This window comes from Sphingomonas sp. CCH9-F2 (assembly GCF_001556735.1).
Lineage (GTDB): Bacteria > Pseudomonadota > Alphaproteobacteria > Sphingomonadales > Sphingomonadaceae > Sphingomonas > Sphingomonas ginsenosidimutans.
Genome location: NZ_LSJO01000106.1, coordinates 1 through 3,273 on the forward strand (window position 1 = coordinate 1; position 3,273 = coordinate 3,273).

Genomic DNA, 3,273 nt, shown 5'->3' on the forward strand with positions numbered 1-3,273 from the left:
GGTCGGGAAGGTGCCGTAGACCGGGCGCCCGCTGGCGCGGTCGATGCGCACCATACGGGTGCCAGGCGGCGCGCGGAACGGCAGCACCGGCAGGCCGGCATAGGCCTTGACCGCCCATTCCTTGAACACCGGCACCGCGACGGTCCCGCCCTGCGCATAGCCGCCCAGGTTGCGCGGGCTGTCATAGCCCAAGTACAGGCCGGCGATCATCTGCGGCGTGCCGCCGATGAACCACACGTCGGTGGGTCCGGTATTGGTGCCGGTCTTGCCGAACATCGGGCGGCCCAGGTCGCGCAGTGCGGTGGCGGTGCCGCGCTGGATGACGCCTTCGGTGATGTGCACCATCTGGTACGCGCTGATCGCGTCGAGCACCTGGCGCCCGCGCATCGCCGGGCGCGGCATCGCCCTGCCGTCCCATTCCCGCATGTTGCACCCATCGCACGCCCGCCAGTTCTCCGGCCAGATCACCTGCCCGTTGCGGTCCTGCACCACGTCGATCAGCGACGGATCGTGCCAGCGGCCCCAGTTGGCGAGCACGCCAAAGGCGTTGACCATCTTCTCCACCGTCGTCTCGCCCGCGCCCAGCGCATACGAGAGATAGGGCGAATAATCGCCGATCTGCATCGCCTTGATGAGCTTGACGACATTGGCCATGCCGGTCTGCGCGGCGGCGCGCACCGTCATCAGGTTGCGCGACTGTTCGATGCCCCAGCGCATCGTGTGCGGCCCGGCACCGCGCGAATTGCCGAAGTTGCGGAAGCATTTCTGCCCCAGCCGCGCGCCCTGGTAGACGCAGAACGGCCCATCGACGATGATCGACGCCGGGGTCATGCCGTGTTCCAGCGCGGCGGAATAGACGATCGGCTTGATCGTCGACCCGGGCTGGCGCATCGCCTGGGTCGCGCGGTTGAACGACTGGACGCTGGCGTCGAACCCGCCCTGCATCGCCAGGATGCGCCCGGTCATCGGTTCCTGCACCACCATCCCGCCGGAGATGCGCGGGACCGAACGCAGCGCGAACGCCCCACCCGCAGACGGCGCCACCGCCAGGATGTCGCCCGGCTTGATAGCGCCGAACGCCGGGCTGCCGACGCCGCGCACCGGCATCTGCGCGGCGCCGCGCGGCAGCGTGCCGGTCGAGCCGTCGGCAAAGCCCAGCTGCCACGCATCGCCGTCGCGTGCGATCGCGATCGCGGCGCGCCAGTCGGAGTAATCGAGCGCGATATTGGTGTTGAGCAACGCGCCCAGCCACCCGGCGCCCTCGCCCAGCTCGACATGGCGCAGCGGCCCGGACCAGCCGCGCCCGCTGTCGAACCGCAACAGCCCGTTGCGCAGCGCCTCCGCGGCATATTGCTGCACCTGACGGTCCATCGACGTGCGCACCCACAGCCCGCCGGCATAGACGCTGTGCGGCCCGTCCTCGGCCGTCTCGCCGAAGCGGTCGATCAGTTCGCGGCGCACCTCCTCGACGAAATAGCCGCCGACGCGCTCGAACTTGGGCGTGCGCCGCACGATCGCGCCGATCGGTTCGGCCGCAGCGGCGCTGGCCTGTGCCTGGGTGACGAAGCCGTTCCTGACCATTTCGCGCAGCACGTAATTGCGCCGTTCCAGCGCGCGATCCGTGCTGCGGAACGGATCGTAATTGGCCGGCCCCTTGGGCAATATCGCCAGATAGGCCATCTGGCCCAGCGTCAGCTCGTCTAGTTCCTTGTCGAAGTACGCGTGCGCCGCGGCCTCCACGCCATAGGCGTTGCGGCCGAGGAAGATCTGGTTGAGGTACAGTTCGATGATCTGCTGTTTCGACAGCGTCTGTTCGATCTTGTACGCCAGCAACGCCTCACGAATCTTGCGCGTGGGCGAATATTCGTTGCCGATCAGCAGGTTCTTGGCGACCTGCTGCGTGATGGTCGATCCGCCGCGCGCGCGCTGCCCGGTGCCGAACTTGCGCGCATAATCGATCACCGCGCCGGCCAGCCCGGGGAAATCGACGCCGTGGTGCTCGAAGAAGGTCTTGTCCTCCGCCGCCAGGAACGCGCGCACCAGCAGCGGGGGATATTCGGCGAAGGCCAGCTGCACGCGCCGTTCGCGCGCATAGGAATAGATCGGCGACCCGTCGCCCGCGCGCACGTTGGTGGGCAGCGGCGGCTGATAGGCCTTGAGCTTGTCGACCGAGGGCAGGTCGCGCGCGAACACCAGCCAGAACACGCCGATGGCGATCGCCAGCAGCCCCGCCAGATAAACGCCCCAGCGCACGAGTCGCCGCCGCCACAGCCCCGCCAGCATATCGCCGGCGCCACGCCGCGCCGTCATCGTCTCGCTGGGGGTATCGGAAGCCATACGACCCGCCGTTTAGCAGGTTCGCGGGCAGGGGAAAGTATCGGGCCGCGTCACTTCATCGCGAGGCGGCGCGCGAAATAGACGTCGACGGCGCGCTGCACGCTCTGCGCGATCTTCGCGCGGCCTTCGCGGCTGTCGAGGAAGGCTGCGTCGGAGGGGGTGGAGAGATAGCCGGTCTCGAACAGGATCGAGGGCATGTCCGGCGCTTTTAGCACGAGCAGCGAGGCGGTGCGGTGGAAATCGGCCTTGGTCGGGATCAGCGGCCGCGCCTCGCGCCCCAGCAGCCGCGCGAACCCGGCCGAGGCGTTCATCGTCTCGCGCTGCGTCAGGTCGATCAGCAGCGACGAGACGTCGGCGTTGCGATCGAGGTTCACGCCCGCGATCACATCGGCCTTGTTCTCGCGCGCGGCCAGCCGGGCGGCTTCCTTGTCCGATGCGACGTCGGACAGGGTATAGGCGGTGGCGCCGCTGGGCGTCCCTTCGCCGACGCTATCGCAGTGGATCGAGATGAACAGGTCCGCCTTCAGCCGCCGCGCCATGCCGAAGCGTTCGCGGTGCAGAATGTAGCGGTCGTCCTCGCGCGTCAGCGCGACGCGCACGCGCCCGCTCTCCAGCAAGGCGGCGCGGATCGCCTTGGCGATGCGCAGCGTCACGTCCTTTTCGCGCAGGCCGGTATCGGGGTTGATCGCACCGGGATCGACCCCGCCATGGCCGGCGTCGATGACGACCAGCGGACGATCCGCCTCCCCCTCCACCCGCGGCAGCGCGACGCCCGCGGCGGGCGGCGGCACGGGCACCGAGACGCGGACGCGCCCGCGCGGCGGCGCGGCGCCGCTGCCGGCATCGGCGCCCTTCCCCCAGTTCCACGGCAGGAAGCGCAACGGCCCGGCGGCAGCGGCGCCGCGCCGCCGCGCGGGCGCGTCCGCGTCTCGGTGC

General features: G+C 69.7%; 2 protein-coding genes. Both read right to left on the bottom strand.

Annotation, left to right across the window (positions count from 1 at the left end; translation table 11 throughout):
- On the bottom strand, positions 1-2,337 hold a 2,337-nt coding region (locus AX685_RS03260; RefSeq protein ID WP_066485412.1), incomplete at its 3' end, for a transglycosylase domain-containing protein.
- A gap of 50 nt (positions 2,338-2,387) precedes the next feature.
- On the bottom strand, positions 2,388-3,273 hold an 886-nt coding region (locus AX685_RS03265; protein ID WP_066485413.1), incomplete at its 5' end, for an N-acetylmuramoyl-L-alanine amidase family protein.